Here is a 21205-nt window from a genome sequence, read left to right as displayed (position 1 = left end):
CTCGAATACACGTTGCGCGGCAGTGTAGTCACCGCCGCCTGGTCTGAAGGCCAACACCCTTGGCGTCGTTTTCGCTCATGACGAGCTGGTTAAGCGCGTTGTTACCAGATCCCACACGCCATCGGCGAGATCTTCCTTGGATTGCTCAGAAAACGCTGTCACCGAACCGTCAGCGCCGAGCACGACGGCGGTGTTGGTGTCGGCCCCGAAGACCTTGTCCGGCCCGACCTCGTTGACGACGATCAGGTCGGCCTTCTTCCGGGCCAGCTTGCCCCGGGCGTTGGCCTCGGCGTCGCTGGTCTCGGCGGCGAAGGCGACCAGCACCTGCCCGGGGCGCCGACGCTCGCCCAACTCGGCCGCGATGTCGGGGTTGGCCACGAGTTCGACGGTGAGCGTCGTGCCACGATCCGATTTCTTGATCTTGTCGGCGGCGTACGTCGCCGGCCGGAAGTCGGCGGGCGCCGCCGCCATCACCACGGCATCGGCGGCCTCGGCCGCCTCCAGGGTGGCCTTGCGAAGCTCCTCGGTGGTCGAGACCCGGACCAGGTCCGCTCCGGCCGGATCGGGCAACCCGACGTTGGCGGCGATCAGCGTCACCCGGGCACCACGGGCCAGGGCCGTCCGGGCGAAGGCGTAGCCCTGCTTGCCCGACGACCGGTTGCCGATGAACCGCACCGGGTCCAGCGGCTCCCTGGTTCCGCCGGCGGTGATCACCACCCGACGACCGGCCAGGTCCCGAGGTGCCTCGACGCCCCGGGCGAGCACCCGGCGGGCCACCGCGAAGATCTCGGCCGGATCGGGTAGCCGGCCCTTGCCGGTGTCCACCCCGGTCAGCCGGCCACTGGCCGGCTCCAGCACCAGGACCCCGCGCCGACGCAGCGTGGCGACGTTCTCCGCGGTGGCCGGGTGCTCCCACATCTCGGTGTGCATGGCGGGCGCGAGCAGCACCGGGCAGCGGGCGGTCAGCAGCGTGTTGGTGAGCAGATCGTCGGCGAGTCCGTGCGCGGCCTTGGCCAGCAGGTCGGCCGTGGCGGGCGCGACGACCACCAGGTCGGCGCCCTGCCCCAGCCGGACGTGCGGCACCTCGTGCACGTCGGCCCAGACGTCGTCGGCGACCGGTTGCCCGGAGAGCGCCGCCCAGGTCGGCGCGCCCACGAACCGGAGTGCGGAGGCGGTCGGCACGACCCGGACCCGATGGCCCGACTCCGTGAACAGCCGCAGCAGTTCACACGCCTTGTACGCGGCGATGCCTCCGCCGACCCCGAGCACGACCGCGGTCATCGGACGACGCCTGACCGGCCCTACGGCTGGTCGGTCGGCTCGGCGGTGAGCAGACCCGCGTTGATCTCCCGCATCGCGATCGAGAGCGGCTTCTCCTGCGGCGTGGTCTCCACCAGGGGGCCGACGTACTCCAGCAGGCCCTCACCGAGCTGGCTGTAGTAGGCGTTGACCTGGCGGGCACGCTTGGCGGCGAAGATGACCAGGGCGTACTTCGAGGTGGTCTTCTCGAGCAGCTCGTCGATCGGCGGGTTGGTGATGCCCTCGGGGTTGGCGATGGATCCCACGGAGATAAACCTCGGTGTCTCTCGACCGCGCCAGGCGGTCAGGTCGGAGTTGACTCGGTTTGGTGTCGGCCCGGGGCGACACCGACGTCAGGCCGGAACTCGATCAAGCTTCAGGTCGGAACCGGATCGGATCGGATCGGAGCTGGATCGGGTCCGCGTCAGATCCAGGTCTGCGTCGGGCTCAGGTCGGTATCGGCCTCAGGTCGGTGTCAAGAAGGACGAACCGAGCAAGCCTACCAGTTCATCAGCAGCACGCCCGACCACGTCGTTGACGACCGTTGCGTCGAATTCTCGACCGACGCCTTGGACGTCGGTCCCGGGCGGGGCGAGGTACACCAGTCGGGCCCCGGGCATCGCCGTCCGCACCTGTCGGGCGCCCCGGAGGTCGATCGTCAGTAGCACCGGTAAGCCGGCCGACAAACGGCTCCGTAGCGGCTCGCACGGCGTTCCGTAGCGGTGAACGCCAATCTCCGACCACTCCAGCAACTGTCCGTCGTCGAGTAGTCGCGCGAATTCGCCCCGATCGACGAAACGATAGTGCACACCGTCGATCTCGTACTTCCGCGCCGGCCGGGTGGTGACCGGGACGGACCGCCACAGCCGCGGCGATCGGGCCCGGACAAGTTCTGTCACGCTGTCCTTGCCGGCCCCGGAAGGGCCGGCAAGGACCGTGAGACGAGCCGCAGTGCGGACATCGTCATGCGTACCCACTGCTTGTTTCTACACGGCGAGTGGAACTAGTTCGCCGCGAATTCTCCAAGCAGTGCCTTGCGCTGCTGCTCACCGAGGCCACGCAGGCGACGGCTGTCGGCGATCTTGAGCTTCTCCATGATCTGGGTCGCCCGGATCTTGCCGATTCCCGGCATGGCCTGGAGCACGGCCGATACCTTCAGCTTGCCGACGACATCGTCCGCCTCCGCCCGGTCGAGGACGGCGGCGAGGGTGGTCTTGCCCTGCTTTAGCTCTTCCTTGAGCTTGGCACGGGCCTTGCGGATCTCCGCGGCCTTTTCCAGCGCGGCTGCACGCTGCTCGGGGCTCAGTTGGGGGAGCGGCACCAGTTCTCCTCAGGTCCCTATCGCGACGGGCGGGACGCGCCGTCGCATCTGTGAAACGTGGTGTGCCTGGGCACCAAAGGGGTATGTGGTTCCCAGCGCCGGGAAAACTAGCGGTCAACGGAGCTTTCGGCAACGTGGGCACGCCATGATCATGTCAGCGTGACCACGAGATCACTGACCGGCAGCGGTCAGCGCGGCCCGGCAATCGGCCAGAACCCGGTCCGTCGCGGCCCGCAGCGCGGCCGGGTCCGGACCCGCGCCGAGCACCTCCCGGGAGTACGACGGGAGCACCGCGGCGAGCTCGTTTCCGAAGACCGTACGCAGGTCGGCGGCACGGCCGCCCTGTGCGCCGAGCCCCGGAGCAAGCAGTGGACCGCCCACCCCGGCGAGGTCGTGCCCGGTCTGACCGATGGTGGCGCCGACCACCAACCCGAAACTGCCGAGCGGCTCCGCACCCCTGTTGAGCTGCGAAATCTCGTCGATGATCGTTTGCGCCACGGTGCGCCCGTCCGCGCCACGGGCCCGCTGCACGCTCGCGCCCTCCGGGTTGGAGGTGAGCGCCAGCACGAAGACGCCGCCGCCGTGCTTGCGTGCCGCGTCGAACATCGGAGCGAGCGAGTTGACCCCCAGGAACGGGCTGGCGGTGACCGCGTCGACATACATCGGACTGGATGGCTCGAGATACGCGTCGGCGTACGCGGCGACGGTGGACCCGATGTCGCCGCGCTTGACGTCAAGCAGGACGAGGGTGCCGGCGCCCCGTAACTGTCGGATAATTGACTCAAGTACGGCGAGTCCCCGAGAGCCGAACCGCTCGAAAAACGCCGACTGCGGCTTGACCACCGCGACCCGGTCACCGAGCGCATCGACCGCGATCTGGCAGAATCGGGTCAGCCCGTCGAGGTCGTCCGACAGGCCCCACCGGGTCAGCAGGGCGGGGTGCGGATCGATGCCGACACAGAGCGGTCCACGCTCCGCCATCGCCCGGTGCAGCCGGCTGCCGAAGGTCTCCATTGGCTCTCCTCTCCGCGCGCGCCCCGACCGTCTGTCGGGGCGCCGGGTCGATCTCCCTGTCGTGCCGCGCGCAGTCGGTTCCCTGTCCTGCCGCGCCGGTCGATTCCTGTCGTGGAACGTCCGAACCCGAACCCGAACCCGAACCCGAACCCGGTCGCGGCGCCCGGTCGCGGCGCCCGGTCGGGTCGAGCCCGAGGGGCGCCCGCTCGGGTCCCGGCCCGAGGACACCCAGACCGCCCGTCGGCCCGCTCAGCCGGCCCGGGCGGCCGCGCCGATCGCCGTACAGATCCGGGCCAGGTCCTCGTCCCCGGTGACGTACGGTGGCATCGTGTAGACCAGGTTCCGGAACGGCCGCAGCCACACCCCGTGCGCCACGGCGGCGGCGGTCGCCGCGGCCAGATCGACGTCGTGGTCGAGCTGCACCACCCCGATCGCCCCCAGCGTGCGGACGTCAGCGACCCCGGGAAGGCCCCGCAACGGCGCCAGGCCGGCCGACAGGGCCGCCTGGACCCTCGCGACCTCCCCCGCCCAGTCTCCGGTCTTCAGCAGCCCGATGGAGGCGTTCGCGACCGCGCAGGCGACCGGGTTGCCCATGAAGGTCGGCCCGTGCGCCAGTACCCCGGTCGCCGAGATGCCCTCGGCGACCTCCGGCGTACAGAGCGTGGCCGCCAGGCTGAGGTAGCCGCCGGTGAGTGCCTTGCCGAGGCACATCACGTCCGGGGTGACACCGGCGTGCTCGGCAGCGAAGAGCGCACCGGTCCGGCCGAAGCCGGTGGCGATCTCGTCGAAGATGAGCAGAATGCCGTGCCGCATGGTCAACTCGCGCAGCAACTGCAAATACCGGGGATTGTGCCAACGCATGCCGCCGGTCCCCTGCACCACCGGTTCCACGATCACCGCGGCCAGTTCGTCGGCGTGCCGCTCCACCGCGTCGGCGAGCGCGGCGGCGTACGCCTCGTCGACGGGGGCGTCGAACCCGGACGGCGGTACGTCGGCGAAGACCTGCCGGGGCAGCACGTCGGTCCAGAGCGAGTGCATCCCGCCGTCCGGGTCGCAGACGCTCATCGGATGGAAGGTGTCACCGTGGTAGCCGCCCCGCCAGGTGGCCAGCCGGTGCCGCTGTGGGCGCCCCCGGCCGCGCTGGTACTGCAACGCCATCTTCACCGCCACCTCGACGGCCACCGAGCCGGAGTCGCTGAGGAAGACGTGTTCCAGGCCGGGCGGGGTCAGTTCGACCAGGGTGCCGGCGAGCCGGACGGCGGGCTCGTGGGTCAGGCCGCCGAACATGACGTGACTCATCCGGCCGAGCTGGTCGGTTACCGCGGCGTCCAGCACCGGATGTCGGTACCCGTGGATCGCCGCCCACCACGACGACATGCCGTCCACCAGTTCCCGGCCGTCGGCCAGGCGCAACCGGACCCCGGCGGCGCTGGACACCACGTACGGCGTCCTGCTGGCCGGCATCGGCGCGTACGGGTGCCAGACGTGGGCCCGGTCGACCGCGACGATCTCCTCCGGCGTCACCGCCCCTCCTCGCGGGTCATCGGGGGCTTCCCGGATCCGCCGGTACCCGCCCCCGGGTCACTGCCGGGTCGCCCGGGCCACCGCGCGGACCAGCCCCGGGCCGCCGTAGACGAATCCGGTGTAGAGCTGCACCAGGCTGGCCCCGGCGTCCAGCAGCGCGGTGGCGTCCGTCGGGTCGAGGATGCCGCCCACCCCGATCACCGGCAGCGCGCCGCCCGTCTCGGTGTGCACGAACGAGACCACCCGGCGGGTGCGTTCGGTCAGCGGCCGGCCGGACAGCCCACCGGCCTCACCGGCCCGGGGCTGGTCGGCCGGGGCGAGACCGTCCCGCCCGAGGGTGGTGTTGGTGGCGATGATCCCGGCCGCGCCCCGGCTCAGGCAGACCTCCAGCACCTCCGCGATGGCCGCCTCGGTCAGGTCCGGGGCGATCTTGACCAGGATCGGCTTCTCGCCGACCAGCGCGGCCAGCAGTCCGTCGAGGTGCTCGCGGTCCTGCAACGCGCGCAGCCCGGGGGTGTTCGGCGAGGAGACGTTCACCGCGAAGTAGTCGCCGTACGGATTCAGCACCCGGTACGAGGTCAGGTAGTCCTGCACCGCGTCGTCCAGTTCGGTCACCTTGGACTTGCCGAGCGAGATGCCCAGCGGCACCCCCAGCGGACGGTTCAGTGCCGCCAGCCGGGCCGCCAGCGCCGCCGCACCGGCGTTGTTGAAGCCCATCCGGTTGATCACCGCCGCGCTTCCCGGCAACCGGAACAGCCTCGGCCGGGGGTTGCCCGGCTGCGCGTGCGCGGTGACCGTACCCACCTCGACGAAGCCGAAGCCGAGCGCGGGCCAGGCGGGCAACGCCGCACCGTCCTTGTCCATCCCGGCGGCCAGGCCGACCGGGTTGGGAAAGTCGACCCCGAAGACCGTGCGTGGGGCCGGCACGGCGTACCGGGCGCGCAGCACGGCCAGCGCGGCCGGTCGCCGGGAGAGCGCGGCCAGCCGTCGCAGTGTCCACTCGTGCGCCGTCTCGGCGTCCCCGCCGCCGAGCCGGAACAGCGCCGGCCGGACGATCCGGTCGAAGACCGGTCCACCGGTCGGCCGGGCCGACCCCGGCCCGGTCGTCGTTCCCGTGGTCACTCGTCCGCCCGCAGCGCCGCGTGCAGTTGCTGCAACGGACGGACGGTCATGTCGCCCCGGATCAGCGCCTCGATGCCCATCACCGCCGCCGCCGCGCCCGGCACCGTGGTGATGCAGGGAATGTCGGCGCCGACCGCCGCACTGCGGATCTCGTACCCGTCGGACCGGGCGCTCGCCCCCGAGCCCTGCGGGGTGTTGATCACCAGCGCCACCTCGCCCGCCGAGATCAGCGCCACCGCGTCCGGAGAGTCCGCGCCCTCCTCGTAGTGCTTGCGGATCAGCTCGCAGGAGATCCCGTGCCGCCGCAGCACCTCACCGGTGCCCGTGGTGGCGACGATCTCGAACCCGAGGTCGGCGAGGCGCTTGACCGGGAAGATCATGCCGCGCTTGTCCCGGTTGGCCACCGACACGAAGACCTTGCCCCGGATCGGCAGCGACCCGTACGCCGCCGCCTGTGACTTGGCGAAGGCGTACCCGAACGAGGTGTCGATGCCCATCACCTCACCGGTCGACTTCATCTCCGGACCGAGCAGCGAGTCGATGCCCTTGCCGGTCGGCGTCCGGAACCGCTTGAACGGCAGCACCGCCTCCTTCACCGCCACCGGGGCGTCGGGCGGCGAGGTCGTGCCGTCACCGGTCGGCGGCAGCAGCCGCTCGGCGCGCAGCTCCGCGATGGTCGCACCGAGCATGATCCGGGCCGCCGCCTTGGCCAGCGGTACGGCGGTCGCCTTGGAGACGAACGGCACGGTCCGGGAGGCCCGGGGATTCGCCTCCAGGACGTAGAGGACGTCGTCCTTGAGCGCGTACTGGACGTTGAGCAGGCCGCGTACCCCGATCCCCCGGGCGATCTCCACGGTGTAGCGGCGTACCGCGTCCAGGTGGGAGCTGGCCAGGGTGATCGGCGGCAGCGCACAGGACGAGTCGCCGGAGTGGATCCCGGCCTCCTCGATGTGCTCCATCACGCCGCCGACGTAGACCTCGCCGTCGGCGTCGCAGAGCGCGTCCACGTCGATCTCGATCGCGTCGTCGAGGAACCGGTCGACCAGCACCGGATGGTCCGGCGAGATGTCGGTGGCCCGATTGATGTACCCGCGCAGCGTCGGGTCGTCGTAGACGATCTCCATGCCCCGCCCGCCGAGCACGTACGACGGCCGGACCAGCACCGGGTACCCGATCTCCTCGGCGATCGCCCGCGCCTCGTCGTACGAGGTGGCGGTGCCGTGCGCCGGAGAGCGCAGTCCGGCCCGGTCCAGCAGCGCGCCGAACGCGCCCCGCTCCTCCGCCAGGTGGATCGACTCGGGGCTGGTGCCGACGATCGGCACTCCGGCGTTCTTGAGCCGCTGGGCCAGGCCGAGCGGGGTCTGGCCGCCGAGCTGGACGATCACGCCGACGACGCCCGGCCCACCGGCGGCCCGGCCCGAGCTGTCCTCGGCGTGCCAGACCTCCAGCACGTCCTCGAAGGTGAGTGGCTCGAAGTAGAGCCGGTCGGCGGTGTCGTAGTCGGTGGAGACCGTCTCCGGGTTGCAGTTCACCATCACGGTCTCGTAGCCGACGCCTTCGGAACCGGCCGCGACGGACGAGCCGAGCGGGGCGCTACGCAGCGCCATCACCGCGTGCACGCAGGAGTAGTCGAACTCGATGCCCTGGCCGATCCGGTTCGGCCCCGAGCCGAGGATCAGCACCTTGGGCCGGTCCGACGGGGTCACCTCGGTCTCGCCGTCGGATGCCGTGTATCCCTCGTACGCCGAGTAGTGGTACGGCGTACCGGCGGCGAACTCGGCGGCGCAGGTGTCGACGGTCTTGTAGACCGGCCGTACCCCGAGCCGGTGCCGCAGGGTACGGACACCGTCCTCGGCGGCCAGTTCCGGCCGGAGCGCGGCGATCTGGCGGTCGGAGACGCCGGCCCGCTTGGCCCGACGCAGCATCTCCTCGTCCAGTACGGCCGCACCGACGATCTCCGCGCGCAGCTCGATCAGTCCGGCGATCTGGTCCAGGAACCAGGGGTCGATCCCGCCGGAGGCCGCCGACACCTCGGCCACCGAGGCGCCGAGCCGCAGCGCCCGCTCGACGGTGTAGAGCCGCCCGTCGTGCGGCACCCGCAACGCGGCCAGCGTCGAGTCCAGCGTGGCGCCCTCCGGATCCGGGACGGTCCAGAACCCGGCCTCCTTGGTCTCCATCGACCGCATCGCCTTGTTCAGCGCCTCGGGGAAGTTCCGGCCCAGGCTCATCGCCTCGCCGACCGACTTCATCGTGGTGGTCAGTTCCCGGTCCGCGGCCGGGAACTTCTCGAAGGCGAACCGGGGGATCTTGACCACCACGTAGTCGAGCGCCGGCTCGAACGCCGCCGGCGTCTTCAGGGTGATGTCGTTCGGGATCTCGTCCAGGGTGTAGCCGACGGCGAGCTTCGCGGCGATCTTCGCGATCGGGAAGCCGGTCGCCTTGGAGGCCAGGGCCGAGGAGCGGGAGACCCGGGGGTTCATCTCGATCACGACGAGCCGGCCGTCGTCCGGGTTGATCGCGAACTGGATGTTGCAGCCGCCGGTGTCCACCCCGACCTCGCGGAGCACCGCGATCCCGAGGTCACGCAGCCGCTGGTACTCCCGGTCGGTCAGGGTCATCGCCGGAGCGACCGTGACGCTGTCCCCGGTGTGCACGCCCATCGGGTCGATGTTCTCGATCGAGCAGACCACCACGACGTTGTCGTTCCGGTCCCGCATCAGCTCCAGCTCGTACTCCTTCCAGCCGAGCACACTCTCCTCGATCAGGACCTCGTGCACCGGGCTGGCCGCCAGTCCCCCACCGGCGAGCCGGTCCAGGTCCTCGTCGTTGTGCGCCATCCCGGAGCCCAGGCCGCCCATCGTGAACGACGGCCGGATCACCACCGGCAGGCCCAGCTCGCCGACGGTGGACCGGACCTCGTCCATCGAGTGGCACACCCGGCTGCGCGGGGTCTCGCCGCCGGCCTTGGCGACGATCTCCTTGAACAGCTGCCGGTCCTCGCCCCGCCGGATCGCGTCGATGTCGGCGCCGATCAGCTCCACCCCGTACTTGGCGAGTACGCCGGACTCGTGCAGCGCCACCGCCGTGTTCAGCGCCGTCTGCCCACCCAGGGTCGGCAGCAGCGCGTCCGGCCGCTCCTTCGCGATGACCAGCTCGACGAACTCCGGGGTGATCGGCTCGACGTACGTGGCGTCGGCGAACTCCGGGTCGGTCATGATGGTCGCCGGGTTGGAGTTGACCAGGCTGACCCGCAGTCCCTCGGCACGCAGCACCCGGCAGGCCTGGGTGCCGGAGTAGTCGAACTCGCAGGCCTGGCCGATGACGATCGGGCCGGAGCCGATCACCATGACATGCTTCAGGTCGGTCCGCTTAGGCATGGTTCCCGCTTTCGGTCGGCCCGGCACTCGGCCGGCCCTCGATCAGTTCCGCGAAGCGGTCGAAGAGATAGTCCGCGTCGTGCGGGCCGGCCGCCGCCTCCGGGTGGTACTGCACGGTGAACGCCGGCACGTCCCTGGCCCGCAGCCCCTCGACGACGTTGTCGTTCAGGCAGACGTGGCTGACCTCGACGCCGCCGAAGTCGGTGTCGATCACCTGGTTGAGCGGCGCGTCGACGGCGAAGCCGTGGTTGTGGCTGGTCACCTCGACCTTGCCGGTGCTCCGGTCCAGCACCGGCTGGTTGATGCCGCGGTGGCCGTACCCCAGTTTGTAGGTGCCGAAGCCGAGCGCACGGCCGAGGATCTGGCTGCCGAAGCAGATGCCGAACAGCGGAACCTGCCGGCGCATCACCTCGCGGGCCAGCCCGACCGGGTGGTCGGCGGTGGCCGGGTCGCCCGGGCCGGGCGAGAAGAAGACCGCGTCGGCGCCGGTGGCCAGCAGGTCCTCGATGCTCGACGACGCCGGCAGGACGTGGGTGGTGACACCCCGCGCCGCGAGCCGGCGCGGCACGTTGCGCTTGATCCCCAGGTCCAGCGCGGCGACGGTGAACCGGTGCTCGCCCTCGGCCGCGACGGTGTACGGCTTCGCGGTGCTCACCTGGGCGGAGAGGTCCGCGCCGGTCATCCGGGGTGACTCGCGGACCCGGGCCAGCAGGGCCGACGGGTCGTCGTCGATGCTGGACACGCCGACCCGCATCGCGCCCCGGTCCCGCAGGTGCCGGGTCAGCGCCCGGGTGTCCACCCCGGAGATCCCGACCACGCCCTCGGTGGCCAGCCGGTCCTCCAGACCTCCGGTCGCGCGCCAGTTCGACCCGATCCGGGCCGGGTCCCGGACGACGTACCCGGCCACCCAGATCCGGCCGGACTCGTCGTCCTCGGCGTTGACCCCGGTGTTGCCGATGTGCGGCGCGGTCTGCACCACCACCTGCCGGTGGTACGACGGGTCGGTCAGCGTCTCCTGGTAGCCGGTCATCCCGGTGTTGAAGACGGCCTCGCCGAAGGTCTCCCCCACGCTGCCGTACGCCTCGCCGCGAAAGGTCCGCCCGTCCTCCAGGACCAGGATCGCCGGTCGTCTCCGGTTCACTTCATGCCTCCGATCCGGACTGCGGGGCTCGCAAGCTCACTCCTCGCTCGCATCACCTCACCGCCTTTGCGTCCAGTACCGTCGGCTCGCCGGCCAGGAAGGTGGCGACGATCCGGCCGGGCAGGGTCATTCCGGCGTACGGGGTGTTGCGGCTGCGGCTGGCCAGCTCGCCGGGATCGACCGTGCGGCGGGCCGCCGGGTCGACCAGGGTCAGGTTGGCCGGTACGCCCGGTGCCGGGTCACGCCCGTGCTCGACCAGCCCGGCGATCCGGGCCGGGGTCCGGGACATCCGCTCGGCGATCAGGTCCCACCGCTCGCCGAGTACGGAGAGCAGCACCGACAGCGCCGTCTCCAGGCCGAGCATGCCCGGCCGGGCGTACGCCCACTCGCACTCCTTGTCCTCCAGCGCGTGCGGGGCGTGGTCGGTGGCGACGACGTCGATGATCCCCTCGATCAGGGCGTCCCGCAGCGCGGCGGCGTCTGCGGCGGTCCGCAGCGGCGGGTTGACCTTGAAGACCGGGTCGTAGCCGGCCCCGGTGATCCCGGCGTTGCGCAGGGCCGGGCCCGCCGGGTCGGCGAGGGCGGGGCTGACGATCTCCCGCCGGCCGCCGACGAGTTCGTCGGTGAGCAGCAGATGGTGCGGGGTCACCTCGGCGGTGACCCGGACGCCGCGCGCCTTGGCGTGCCGGAGCACCTCGACGCTGCCGGCGGTGGAGAGGTGGCAGACGTGCAGCCGGCTGCCGACGTGCTCGGCGAGGAGCACGTCCCGGGCGATGATCGCCTCCTCGGCCACCGCCGGCCAGCCGGTCAGACCCAGCCGGGTCGACACCTCGCCCTCGTGCATCTGGGCGCCCTCGGTCAGCCGGGGCTCCTCGGCGTGCTGGGCGATCACCCCGTCGAACGCCTTGACGTACTCCAGCGCCCGGCGCATCAGCCGCGGGTCCGCCACGCAGTGCCCGTCGTCGGAGAAGATCCGGACCCGGGCGGCGGAGTCGGCCATCGCGCCCAGCTCGGCCAGGCGCTCGCCGGCCAACCCGACGGTGACCGCGCCGATCGGCTGCACGTCGACCAGGCCCGCCTCGCGGCCGAGCCGCCAGACCTGCTCGACCACGCCCGCCGTGTCGGCGACCGGTGACGTGTTGGCCATCGCGCACACCGCGGTGTAGCCGCCCAGCGCCGCCGCCCGGGAGCCCGACTCGACCGTCTCGGCGTCCTCCCGGCCCGGTTCGCGCAGGTGGGTGTGCAGGTCGACCAGGCCGGGCAGCGCGACCAGCCCGTCCGCGTCGACGACCGTCGCGCCGCGGGCGTCGAGCCCCCGCCCGACCTGCGTCACCACGCCGCCGGTGACCAGCAGGTCGGTCGGCTCGGCGCCGACCACCCTGGCCCCCCGGATCAGGTACGCGGACCGGCCACCGCCGGCAGTTGAGTCGCTCATCGGTTCATTCCCCCCAGCAGCAGGTACAGCACGGCCATCCGGACGGAAACACCGTTGGTGACCTGTTCGACGATCGTGGACCGGGGTGAGTCGGCCACCTCGGGCGCGATCTCCATCCCCCGGTTCATCGGGCCGGGATGCATGACGATCGCGTGGTCCGGCAGTCGTCGCATCCGTGGCCCGTCCAGCCCGTACCGCCGGGCGTACTCCCGGGCGGAGGGGAAGTAGGAGTCGGCCATCCGCTCCCGTTGCACCCGCAGCATCATCACCACGTCGGAGGTGGGCAGCACCGCGTCGAGGTCGTACGACACCTCGGTGCCGGGGGCCAGCGCCGTGCCGATGTCGACCGGAATCAGCGTGGGCGGCCCGACCAGGGTCACCTTGGCGCCGAGGGTGGCCAGCAGCAGCACGTTCGACCGGGCCACCCGGCTGTGCAGCACGTCGCCGACCACCGCGACCGACAGCCCGGCGACCCGACCCAGCCGGGACCGCATGGTGTACGCGTCGAGCAGCGCCTGCGTCGGGTGCTCGTGGGTGCCGTCCCCGGCGTTGAGCACCGAGCCGTCGACCCAGTTCGCCAGCGTGTGCGGCGCACCGGAGGCCGGGTGCCGGATCACCACCGCGTCGGCGCCCATGGCCTGGAGGGTCAACGCGGTGTCCTTCAGGCTCTCGCCCTTGGAGACGCTGGAGCCCTTGGCCGAGAAGTTGATCACGTCGGCGGAGAGCCGCTTCGCCGCCGCCTCGAAGGAGATCCGGGTCCGGGTGGAGTCCTCGTAGAAGAGGTTGACCACGGTACGGCCACGCAGCGCGGGGAGCTTCTTCACCTCGCGGCCGGCCAGCCGGGCCATCTCACCCGCCGTGTCCAGGATCAGCGTGGCGGTGGCGGCGTCCAGATCCGCCCCGCTGAGCAGGTGTTTCAGCACTACGCCGCGCCTCCGATCAACTTGACCTCGTCGGCGCCGTCAGTCTCGGCGAGCGTCACCTTGACGCTCTCGGCGAGCGCCGTCGGGATGTTCTTGCCCACGTAGTCGGCCCGGATCGGCAGCTCGCGGTGGCCCCGGTCGACCAGCACGGCGAGCTGCACCGAACTCGGCCGCCCGATGTCGCTGAGCGCATCGAGGGCGGCCCGCACGGTACGGCCGGAGAAGAGGACGTCGTCCACCAGGATCACCCGCTTGCCGTCGATCCCCTCGGCGGGCACCTCCGTCGGTCCGATCGCCCGGACCGCGTGGCGGCGGAGATCATCGCGGTAGAGAGTGATGTCGAGCACACCCACCGGTACGTCGATGTCCTCGAAGGCGTTGATCCGGGCGGCCAGCCGGTGGGCCAGCGGGGCCCCTCGGGTGGGAATGCCGAGCAGCACGGTGCCGGCGGCGCCCTGGGTCTTCTCGAGAATCTGGTGTGCGATCCGGTCCACCACCCGGGCCAGTTCGGCGCTGGTCAGGATGACCTTCACGGACGGTGGTGAGACCGGCGGCGGTAGAGCAGCCTGCGGGTACGCCACGGCGGACCCCCTTCCCCGCCTCACGGGACGGGTCGTTAAAGGACGTCGGATTCCGGCGCTCACCAGCGGACGGCGCGGGCCGGGGCTCCAGCCACGTTACCACTGGCCACAGGGCCGGCCGTGGCGGGTCACTGACCGTCGGATCAGCGAGACGAAACCGCCCTTGAGAACACGATCTTTGTAATAGGTAGGTAACTAGCACTTGACCACGTGTCGCAATCCCCGTACCGTCACGCTCCGTAGCGATCGCTGGGGAGATCCCCGACCAGCACTGGGAGTGCCGAATGCCCTCTGAATACGCCAAGTCGTTGGGCGCGCGTCTGCGCTCTATCCGTCAGCAGCAGGGTTTGTCCCTGCAGGGGGTGGAGGAAAAGTCAAACGGGCGGTGGAAAGCCGTCGTCGTCGGCTCGTACGAGCGGGGGGACCGCGCCGTCACGGTGTCGCGTCTCGCCGAGCTCGCCGACTTCTACCGGGTGCCCGTCTCGGAACTGCTGCCGGACGGCAGCGGTGTCCGGCACGAGCCGACGAACAAGATCGTGCTCGACCTTGAGCGGCTGTACGACGAGGCGTCCGAGGACCTCGCGTACGTCGCTCGCTATGCCCGAGCCATCCAGCAGCAGCGGGGTGACTACAACGGGCGGGTGCTGTCGATTCGCGCGGACGACCTTCGGGCGCTCGCCATCGTCTACGACTCGTCACCCTCCGGGCTGATCGAGCGGCTCACCGAACACGGCGTCCTCGTCGCCGACCCCCGGGCGCTCTTCGCGTCCTGATCCCCCACTGTCGGGGTCCGTGCCGAGCCGGCACGGGCCCCGTTGTGCCATTCCGGGGCGATGCGCCGCACTTCGGACCGGTACGGCGCGCTTCGGGCCGGTACGTCGCACGATCGTGCCCGGGAAGGCCGCCCGTCGTGTTCCGAAGAACGCCGACACCGGACGCCCCGGCTCGGAGATCACTCCGGCACGCCTCGTCGCCGCTCGCCCGCGACCCTCCGCCACCGCGCCCACGCCGCGCCAGCCACCCGGACGGGGACAGACGGGACGGGACGGACGGAGGGCCGCAGACCGGACGTCAGGGCCGGAAACGACGGGCGCCCCGAGCTACCGGGTCGCGTACTCGGCGATCCGGCCGAGGATGCCGTTGAGGAACCGGGGCGAGTCGTCGGTCGACATCTGCCGCGCCAACTCGACCGCCTCGCTGATCGCCACCGCGTCGTCGATCTCGTCGACGTAGAGCAGCTCGTAGATGGCGATCCGGGCCAGGTTACGGTCGACCGCCGGCATCCGGTCGAGGGTCCAGCCCTCGGCGTAACTGTCGATCAGCTCGTCGATCCGCGCCTGGTTCGCCGCCACGCCCTCGATCAGGCCGATCGCGTACCCGAGGTGTTCCGGGCGCGGCTGCTCCAACCGCTGGAGATAGCCGGCCAGCACCTCGACCGGAGGGCGGGCCCGCATGTCCGCCTCGTAGAGCACGTCCAGTGCCCGCTTCCGCGCCTTACGGCGGGCCGGCATCTGCTGTTTGGGGCCCTCCGCCATCAGGCGCGGCCGAGATAGCGGCCGTCGCGGGTGTCGACCTTGATCTTCTCACCGGTGGTGATGAAGAGCGGCACCTGGACCGTCGCGCCGGTCTCGACCGTCGCCGGCTTGTTGCCGCCGGTCGACCGGTCACCCTGCAGACCCGGCTCGGTGTAGGTGATCTCCAGCACCACGCTGGTCGGCAGCTCGAGGTAGAGCGGCACGCCCTCGTGGGTGGCGACGATCGCCTCCGCCTCGGGCAGCAGGTAGTTGGCCGCCTCGCCAACCGTGCCGCCGGGGACCGGAATCTGGTCGTACGTCTCCAGATCCATGAAGACGTAGTCCTCGCCGTCGGCGTACAGATACTGCATCGTGCGCTTGTCGACGGTGGCCGTGTCGACCTTGGTACCCGCGTTGAACGTCTTGTCGACGGACTTGCCAGACAGCACGTTCTTCAGCGTGGTGCGCACGAACGCACCGCCCTTGCCGGGCTTGACGTGCTGGAACTCCACGACGGCCCACAGCTCGCCGTCGAGGTTGAGAACCAGACCGTTCTTCAGGTCGTTGGTGGTGGCCATTTCCTGCCTTGATCTTCAATTAGGCGGACGGAGATCCGGCAAGTCTACAAGGAGAGTCCAGTTGATCTTGTCTCGGTTCTCGCCGGGGTTCCCGCCGGGCCATCGCCTCGGCCGTGACGCCGCTCAACCGCCCGTCGGCGGCACCGGACCAGACGTTCCGGCCAGACGCTGGGCCAGGTGGATCAGGGCCAGCCGGTAACCGTCGACACCGAGGCCGCAGATCACCCCGGTGGCCACGGCGGAGACCACCGAGTGATGCCGGAACTCCTCCCGGGCGTGGATGTTGGAGATGTGCACCTCGACCAACGGGCCGCGCAGCAGGGCGCAGGCGTCCCGGACCGCGTACGAGTAGTGCGACCAGGCGCCGGGATTCAGCACCACCGCCGCCTCCTCGTCGGCCGCCGCGTGCAGCCAGCCGAGCATCTCCGACTCGGCGTCGGTCTGCCGTACCTCGACGTCCAGCCCCCAGTCCCGACCGACGGCCTGACAACTCGCCACCAGGTCGGCGTAGCTGGTCACGCCGTACACGTCGACCTGCCGGGTGCCGAGGCGGCCCAGGTTCGGCCCGTTGAGCACGTACACCCTCATGCCGCCACCTCCGCGTACGCGTCGCGCAGCAGGTCGTCGTCCGGGCCGTCGAGGACGCCGGTCCGGGCCGGCCCGTCCAGCACCACGAAGCGCAGCCGGTTGCCCCGGGTCTTCTTGTCCACCCGCATCGCCGCCAGCAGCTCCGGCCAGGCGTCCGCCCGGTAGGAGGTCGGCAGGCCCAGCGTCGTGAGCAACGTCCGGTGCCGGGCCGCGGTCGCCTCGTCCAGCCGGCCGACCCGCCGGGCCAGCCCGGCGGCGTAGACCAGGCCGACCGAGATCGCGTGGCCGTGCCGCCAGCGGTACCCCTCGACCTTCTCGATCGCGTGCCCGAGGGTGTGGCCGTAGTTGAGGATCTCCCGCTGCCCGGCCTCGCGCAGATCGCCGGTGACCACATCCGCCTTGACCTGGATTGCCCGCTCGACCAGCTCCCGGACCACCGGACCGGCAGGGTCGACGGCCGCCGCCGGATCCGCCTCGATCAGATCGAGGATGACCGGGTCGGCGATGAAGCCGCACTTCACCACCTCGGCCAGGCCGGCCACCAGGTCGACCGGCGGCAGCGAGTCCAGCATCGCCAGGTCGCAGAGCACGCCCGCGGGCGGATGGAAGGCGCCGACCAGGTTCTTTCCGGCTGCGGTGTTGACCCCGGTCTTGCCGCCGACGGCGGCGTCGACCATGCCGAGCAGCGACGTCGACACCGGCACCCAGCGCACCCCGCGCAGCCAGCAGGCCGCCACGAAGCCGGCGACATCGGTGACGGCACCACCGCCCACCCCGACCACCGCGTCGGTCCGGGTGAACCCCGCCGCGCCGAGCCGGTCCCAGCAGGCCGCGGCGACCTCGATGCTCTTGCCGGCCTCGGCGTCCGGAACCGGCACGGTCAGCGGTCGGATCCCGGCGACACGCAGCCGCTCGGCCAGGTCGTCGGCCTGCGCGCGCAACGGCGGGGCGTGCAGCACGGCGACGCGCTCGGCGCCGTCCAGCAGCGGCGGCAGCGCGGCCAGCAGCTTCCGGCCGACGAGTACGTCGTACGGTCGATCGCCGCCGACCGGGATGCGGGTCAAGTCGTCCATCGGCTCAGAGCGTAGTGGCCCGCACCGACGGGAGTCGCCCCGGCGTGCCCGCAGACGATCCCGTCGAGCCGTTCGACCGGGAACCATCTCCTCGGCCGGACTCGTCGGGCGGCGGCCACGGATCAGGCGGGCGTGACCGGCCTCGGCGGTCGCTGCGCGTAGCCGGCGAGCAGGGCGGCGTACCCGGTGACGGCGGTGCGCAGCTCGTCGGGGCGTACGACCGTGAACGGCCAGCCCAGGCCGGCGAGCAACTGCGCCATCCCGGTCAGGTCCTCGGCCCGGGTCCGCAGCAGGATGCCGTCCTCGGTGGCGGTCAGCTCGCCGACACTCGGCGGCACCCGGCGTCGGGCCTGCTCCAACTCGGTCTCCAGCAGCACCTCCACCTCCCACCGGTACGCCACTCCGGCCAGCGACCGGGTGACGTGGCCGACCGGATCGAACCCGTCCGGCACCGAGAACGTCGTGGTGCCGACGTCGACCGAGCCGATCCGGTCGAGTCGGAAGGTACGGATCTCGCCGCGTAGGTGGTCGTGGCCGGTGACGTACCAGCGGCCGGAGTGGAACACCAGGCCGTACGGGTCGAGGTCGCGCTGTGACGGCTCGCCGCCCCAGGACCGGTAGCCGATGCTGACCCGGTGCCGGGACCGGGTTGCCGCGCCCAGGGCGAGCAGGGTCGCGGTGGCCGGCCTCGGGCTGTCCGCCCGCCGTCGCAGGCTGAACCCGAGGGTCTCCTGTACGGCGTCCAGCCGGTCGGCGAGCGGCGCGGGCAGCACCCGGCGGATCTTGGCCTGGGCGAGCCCGGTGGCCGGCGCGGCGGTACCCAGGCCCAACTGTTCGGCGGCCACCAGTCCGAGTACGACGGCGACCGCCTCGTCGTCGGTCAGCATCAGCGGCGGCAGCTTGTAGCCGGGCTGCAACCGGTACCCGCCGTACCGGCCCCGGGCGGCGAGCACCGGGATGCCGAGTTCGACCAGCGTGTGGGCGTACCGGCGGACGGTCCGCTCGTCGACGTCGAGCCGGGCGGCGAGGTCGGGGCCGGTGAGCCGGTGATGGCTCTGGAGCAGTTCCAGCATGCCCAGCACCCGAGCGGCCGGATGTGGCACGGGTCACACTCCAAATCCGGGCGGAAGTCGTCCGGATTCGACTCTACCGTTAGGGCACAACGGCAGATCGAAGGAGATACAGATGGCGACGTTCGTTCTCGTCCCCGGCTTCTGGCTCGGCGCGTGGGCCTGGCGCGAGGTGACCGCCGGGCTGCGGGCGGCCGGGCACGACGTCCACCCGCTGACCCTGACCGGGCTGGCCGAGCGGGCCCACCTCGCCGGCCCCGACGTCGACCTCGACACCCACACCACCGACATCGTCCGGTTGATCGAGGTGGAGGACCTGCGCGACGTGGTGCTGGTCGGGCACTCCGGCGGCGGGATGCCGGTCGAGCAGGCGGCGGACCGGATTCCCGAGCGGCTGGCCCGGGTGGTCTACCTGGACAGCGGGCCGCTGCCGGACGGCGTCGCGCAGTTCGACACCAACCCGCCGGAGGAGCAGGAGCGGCTCCGGGCGCTGATCGGCGATGGCCAGCTGGTGCCGCCGCCGGCCTGGAATCCGGCCGAGGATCCGACCAACCTCGCTGGGCTGGACGACGAGATCCTGGACCTGCTCCGGAGCCGGGCCACCGGGCAACCGCTGGGTACCGCCACCGCCCCGGTACGACTGTCCGGCGACGGTACGGTGCCGACCGCGCTGATCGCCTGCACCTTTCCGGTCGAGATGGTGCGGGACATGATCGAGCAGGGGAACCCGTTCTTCGCCGGGCTGACCGGTGCCGACCTCTACGGCCTGCCGACCGGGCACTGGCCGATGTTCAGCGAGCCGAAGGGTCTGACCGAGCTGCTGGACCGGATCGGGCGGAAGGTCCCGGTCGGCACCGAGTAGTGCCCGGTCCCGGCTGGCTGGCCGGCCGTCCCTCGGGGCGGTCGGCCAGTCAGCCGACGCGGTCGTTGGCGAGCCCCGCCAGGATCTCCTCGGCGACCTGCTCCGGGGTCCGGCCGTCGGTGACCACGGTCTGGCTGGCCACCTCGGTGTAGAGCGGGCGCCGCTGGTCGAGCAGGTGTTTCAGGGTGGCGCGGGGGTTGATCGCGAGCAGTGGCCGGCCGGTGCCCAGACCGACCCGCTTGACCGCGTCCGTCAGCTCCACCGACAGGTAGATGACCCGGTGTCCGGCCAGCGCCGCCCGGTTCTCCTCGGCCAGGATGGCGCCGCCGCCGAGCGCCAGCACCCCGTCGAAGGACGCCAGCGCCGTCGCCACCGCGTCCCGTTCCAGGGTACGGAAGTGCTCCTCGCCGTCGTCGACGAAGATCTCCGGGATCGGCTTGCCGGCCCGCGCCTCGATGTCGCTGTCGGTGTCCCGGAAGTCGACCCCGAGGCCGCTGGCGACCAGCAGTCCGGTGCTGGTCTTGCCGGCGCCCATCACGCCCACCAGTACGCACACCGGCGCCATCAGCGGATCACCAGGTTGTCCAGGTAACCGGCGAGGTTGCGGCGGATCTCGGCGACCGAGTCGCCACCGAACTTCTCCATCGCCGCCTCGGCGAGCACCAGCCCGACCATCGTCTCGGCGACCACCGCGGCGGCGGGCACCGCGCAGACGTCGGAACGCTGGTTGATCGCGGTCGCCGGCTCTCCGGTGCTGACGTCGACGGTGGACAGCGCGCGGTTCAGCGAGGAGATCGGCTTCATCGCGGCGCGTACCCGCAGCGGCTCGCCGGTGCTGATTCCGCCCTCCAGACCGCCGGCCCGGTCGGTGACCCGGCGTACCCCGGTGGCGGTGGGAACGATCTCGTCGTGCGCCATCGAGCCCCGGGACCGGGCCTGTTGCCAGGCGTCGCCGATCTCCACTCCCTTGATCGCCTGGATGGACATCAGCGCGGCGGCGAGCCGGGCGTCGAGCTTGCGGTCCCACTGGACGTGACTGCCCAGGCCCGGCGGTACGCCGTAGGCGAGGACCTCGACGATGCCGCCGAGCGTGTCGGCGTCCGACTTGGCCGCGTCGACCTCGGCGACCATCCGGGCACTGGCCTCCGGGTCCAGGCAGCGCAGCGGGTCGGCGTCGAGCCGTTCGGCGTCCTCCGGACGGGGCTGGAGGCCCGGCTTGGCCGCCACCGAACCGAGTTCCACCACGTGCGAGACGATCTCGATGCCGAACGCCTGCCGGAGCAGGGCCCGGGCGACGGTGCCGACCGCGACCCGGGCCGCGGTCTCCCGGGCGCTGGCGCGTTCCAGGATCGGCCGGGCGTCGGTGTGGCCGTACTTCTGCATGCCGGCCAGGTCGGCGTGCCCGGGGCGGGGGCGGGTCAGCGGGGCGTTGCGGGCCTGGCCGGCCAGTTCCACCGGATCCACCGGATCGGCGGACATCACCGTGCGCCACTTCGGCCACTCGGAGTTGCCCACCCGGACCGCCACCGGGCTGCCCAGGGTGACACCGTGCCGGAGACCACCGATGATCTCGACCTCGTCCCGCTCGAAGGCCATCCGGGCGCCCCGGCCGTAGCCGAGCCGTCGGCGGCCCAACTCGCGGACGATCTCCTCGCTGGTCACCTCGACCCCGGCCGGCAGCCCTTCGAGCAGCGCGACGAGGGCGGGGCCATGGGACTCTCCTGCGGTCAACCAGCGCAACACGACCAACCCTCTCCTCGCCGCGGCCGGGCCGGCCGTCCGC

Annotated in this window: 21 protein-coding genes; 2 read left to right on the top strand and 19 right to left on the bottom strand. The window is 71.6% G+C overall.

Annotated features, from left to right (window positions below; all coding sequences use genetic code 11):
* Positions 1–75: 75 nt before the first annotated feature.
* The 12 genes from coaBC to pyrR form a co-directional block, all read right to left on the bottom strand.
* Positions 76–1281 carry a bifunctional phosphopantothenoylcysteine decarboxylase/phosphopantothenate--cysteine ligase CoaBC gene (coaBC, locus tag H4W31_RS22915; protein WP_192768527.1) on the bottom strand — a complete coding sequence of 402 codons (1206 nt, stop codon included), beginning with the start codon at positions 1279–1281 and terminating at the stop codon, positions 76–78.
* A gap of 20 nt (positions 1282–1301) precedes the next feature.
* Positions 1302–1565, bottom strand: coding sequence for a DNA-directed RNA polymerase subunit omega (gene rpoZ / locus H4W31_RS22910; RefSeq protein WP_007075826.1), 264 nt, complete (start codon positions 1563–1565; stop codon positions 1302–1304).
* Between the two features lie 198 nt (positions 1566–1763).
* Positions 1764–2276 (bottom strand): nucleoside/nucleotide kinase family protein, encoded by a 513-nt coding sequence (locus H4W31_RS22905; protein WP_192768526.1) that lies wholly within the window; start codon positions 2274–2276, stop codon positions 1764–1766.
* Positions 2277–2302: 26 nt separating this feature from the next.
* A complete protein-coding gene (mihF, locus tag H4W31_RS22900; RefSeq protein ID WP_192768525.1) occupies positions 2303–2620 on the bottom strand; it encodes an integration host factor, actinobacterial type in 318 nt (105 codons plus the stop codon).
* A gap of 171 nt (positions 2621–2791) precedes the next feature.
* Entirely contained in the window at positions 2792–3634 is an 843-nt protein-coding gene (gene pyrF, locus H4W31_RS22895; protein ID WP_192768524.1) for an orotidine-5'-phosphate decarboxylase, read from the bottom strand.
* 249 nt (positions 3635–3883) lie between these two features.
* On the bottom strand, positions 3884–5158 hold the full coding sequence (locus H4W31_RS22890) for an adenosylmethionine--8-amino-7-oxononanoate transaminase (RefSeq protein WP_192768523.1): 1275 nt from the start codon (positions 5156–5158) through the stop codon (positions 3884–3886).
* 57 nt (positions 5159–5215) lie between these two features.
* A complete protein-coding gene (locus H4W31_RS22885; protein WP_192768522.1) occupies positions 5216–6280 on the bottom strand; it encodes a quinone-dependent dihydroorotate dehydrogenase in 1065 nt (354 codons plus the stop codon).
* Entirely contained in the window at positions 6277–9657 is a 3381-nt protein-coding gene (gene carB, locus H4W31_RS22880; protein ID WP_192768521.1) for a carbamoyl-phosphate synthase large subunit, read from the bottom strand. The genes H4W31_RS22885 and carB overlap by 4 nt, the downstream gene beginning before the upstream one ends.
* Complete coding sequence (gene carA / locus H4W31_RS22875; RefSeq protein WP_192768520.1) at positions 9650–10798, bottom strand: glutamine-hydrolyzing carbamoyl-phosphate synthase small subunit; 1149 nt, start codon at positions 10796–10798, stop codon at positions 9650–9652. Before carA ends, carB begins: the two co-directional genes overlap by 8 nt.
* A gap of 52 nt (positions 10799–10850) precedes the next feature.
* Complete coding sequence (locus tag H4W31_RS22870; RefSeq protein WP_192768519.1) at positions 10851–12233, bottom strand: dihydroorotase; 1383 nt, start codon at positions 12231–12233, stop codon at positions 10851–10853.
* Positions 12230–13156: an aspartate carbamoyltransferase catalytic subunit gene (locus tag H4W31_RS22865; protein WP_192768518.1), complete on the bottom strand. Its 927-nt coding sequence runs from the start codon at positions 13154–13156 to the stop codon at positions 12230–12232. Before H4W31_RS22865 ends, H4W31_RS22870 begins: the two co-directional genes overlap by 4 nt.
* Entirely contained in the window at positions 13156–13737 is a 582-nt protein-coding gene (gene pyrR, locus H4W31_RS22860) for a bifunctional pyr operon transcriptional regulator/uracil phosphoribosyltransferase PyrR (protein WP_318783353.1), read from the bottom strand. The genes H4W31_RS22865 and pyrR overlap by 1 nt, the downstream gene beginning before the upstream one ends.
* Positions 13738–14021: 284 nt before the next feature.
* Between pyrR and bldD the strand changes: the two genes are divergently transcribed.
* On the top strand, positions 14022–14510 hold the full coding sequence (bldD, locus tag H4W31_RS22855) for a transcriptional regulator BldD (protein ID WP_101366736.1): 489 nt from the start codon (positions 14022–14024) through the stop codon (positions 14508–14510).
* A gap of 327 nt (positions 14511–14837) precedes the next feature.
* Here the strand turns inward: bldD and nusB are convergent, their stop codons facing one another.
* The 5 genes from nusB to H4W31_RS22830 all read right to left on the bottom strand — a co-directional run bounded on the left by nusB (position 14838) and on the right by H4W31_RS22830 (position 18593).
* Positions 14838–15248 (bottom strand): transcription antitermination factor NusB, encoded by a 411-nt coding sequence (gene nusB, locus H4W31_RS22850; protein ID WP_192772324.1) that lies wholly within the window; start codon positions 15246–15248, stop codon positions 14838–14840.
* Positions 15249–15271: 23 nt separating this feature from the next.
* Complete coding sequence (gene efp, locus H4W31_RS22845; RefSeq protein WP_192768516.1) at positions 15272–15829, bottom strand: elongation factor P; 558 nt, start codon at positions 15827–15829, stop codon at positions 15272–15274.
* A 123-nt stretch (positions 15830–15952) separates the two neighbouring features.
* On the bottom strand, positions 15953–16417 hold the full coding sequence (gene aroQ / locus H4W31_RS22840; RefSeq protein ID WP_192768515.1) for a type II 3-dehydroquinate dehydratase: 465 nt from the start codon (positions 16415–16417) through the stop codon (positions 15953–15955).
* Positions 16414–17490 carry a 3-dehydroquinate synthase gene (aroB, locus tag H4W31_RS22835; RefSeq protein ID WP_192768514.1) on the bottom strand — a complete coding sequence of 359 codons (1077 nt, stop codon included), beginning with the start codon at positions 17488–17490 and terminating at the stop codon, positions 16414–16416. The genes aroQ and aroB overlap by 4 nt, the downstream gene beginning before the upstream one ends.
* 122 nt (positions 17491–17612) lie before the next feature.
* Positions 17613–18593, bottom strand: a complete 981-nt coding sequence (locus H4W31_RS22830; RefSeq protein ID WP_192768513.1) for a helix-turn-helix transcriptional regulator — start codon at positions 18591–18593, stop codon at positions 17613–17615.
* 82 nt (positions 18594–18675) lie between these two features.
* Between H4W31_RS22830 and H4W31_RS22825 the strand changes: the two genes are divergently transcribed.
* A complete protein-coding gene (locus H4W31_RS22825; RefSeq protein ID WP_192768512.1) occupies positions 18676–19422 on the top strand; it encodes an alpha/beta fold hydrolase in 747 nt (248 codons plus the stop codon).
* A gap of 49 nt (positions 19423–19471) precedes the next feature.
* Here the strand turns inward: H4W31_RS22825 and H4W31_RS22820 are convergent, their stop codons facing one another.
* Entirely contained in the window at positions 19472–19987 is a 516-nt protein-coding gene (locus tag H4W31_RS22820) for a shikimate kinase (protein ID WP_192768511.1), read from the bottom strand.
* Positions 19987–21165 (bottom strand): chorismate synthase, encoded by a 1179-nt coding sequence (gene aroC, locus H4W31_RS22815; protein ID WP_192768510.1) that lies wholly within the window; start codon positions 21163–21165, stop codon positions 19987–19989. Before aroC ends, H4W31_RS22820 begins: the two co-directional genes overlap by 1 nt.
* Positions 21166–21205: the final 40 nt, after the last annotated feature.

This window comes from Plantactinospora soyae, assembly GCF_014874095.1.
Taxonomy (GTDB): domain Bacteria; phylum Actinomycetota; class Actinomycetes; order Mycobacteriales; family Micromonosporaceae; genus Plantactinospora; species Plantactinospora soyae.
The sequence above is the reverse complement of the archived record's forward strand: the minus strand, read 5'-3'. Positions and strand labels throughout refer to the sequence as shown.

Coding starts and splice junctions, on each gene's coding strand:
- nusB (WP_192772324.1), bottom strand. CDS start 15,248: ATGCCGGCCCGCCGTAAGGCGCGGAAGCGGGCACTGGACGTGCTCTAC.
- efp (WP_192768516.1), bottom strand. CDS start 15,829: ATGGCCACCACCAACGACCTGAAGAACGGTCTGGTTCTCAACCTCGAC.
- coaBC (WP_192768527.1), bottom strand. CDS start 1,281: ATGACCGCGGTCGTGCTCGGGGTCGGCGGAGGCATCGCCGCGTACAAG.
- pyrF (WP_192768524.1), bottom strand. CDS start 3,634: ATGGAGACCTTCGGCAGCCGGCTGCACCGGGCGATGGCGGAGCGTGGA.
- aroQ (WP_192768515.1), bottom strand. CDS start 16,417: ATGAGGGTGTACGTGCTCAACGGGCCGAACCTGGGCCGCCTCGGCACC.
- bldD (WP_101366736.1), top strand. CDS start 14,022: ATGCCCTCTGAATACGCCAAGTCGTTGGGCGCGCGTCTGCGCTCTATC.
- carB (WP_192768521.1), bottom strand. CDS start 9,657: ATGCCTAAGCGGACCGACCTGAAGCATGTCATGGTGATCGGCTCCGGC.
- H4W31_RS22825 (WP_192768512.1), top strand. CDS start 18,676: ATGGCGACGTTCGTTCTCGTCCCCGGCTTCTGGCTCGGCGCGTGGGCC.
- H4W31_RS22870 (WP_192768519.1), bottom strand. CDS start 12,233: ATGAGCGACTCAACTGCCGGCGGTGGCCGGTCCGCGTACCTGATCCGG.
- H4W31_RS22820 (WP_192768511.1), bottom strand. CDS start 19,987: ATGGCGCCGGTGTGCGTACTGGTGGGCGTGATGGGCGCCGGCAAGACC.
- aroB (WP_192768514.1), bottom strand. CDS start 17,490: ATGGACGACTTGACCCGCATCCCGGTCGGCGGCGATCGACCGTACGAC.